This is a genomic window from Pseudomonas typographi (genome assembly GCF_014694385.1).
Classification (GTDB): Bacteria; Pseudomonadota; Gammaproteobacteria; order Pseudomonadales; family Pseudomonadaceae; genus Aquipseudomonas; species Aquipseudomonas typographi.
Map to the genome: position 1 here is coordinate 1 of NZ_JAAOCA010000201.1, position 246 is coordinate 246.

Sequence of the window (246 nt, forward strand, 5' to 3'; positions counted from 1 at the left end):
GGATCGAGCGTCATGCCGGCACCTCGAGCACAGGCAGTTCGGCCAGGAACGCTTCCAGCGTCGGCACCTCGCGGGTGCCCGCCTCCACCGCGGAAAGCTGTTCGTAGGCGTATTCCCAAACCAAAGAGCGCCACGCCCTAAATGCCTTTCCGTCCGCCTGAAAGCGCGCCACTGCAGGCTCGTCGGCATAGCTGATGGCCGTCATCAAGTTATCGTAGCCATGCTCCTGCGCCGCCGCATCGAGGT

General features: G+C 63.8%; 1 protein-coding gene. It reads right to left on the reverse strand.

What is annotated here, in order from left to right; translation table 11 throughout:
- Nucleotides 1–10 precede the first annotated feature (10 nt).
- The coding region (locus HAQ05_RS28390) for a hypothetical protein (RefSeq protein WP_190427687.1) at nucleotides 11–246 on the reverse strand (236 nt) is incomplete at its 5' end.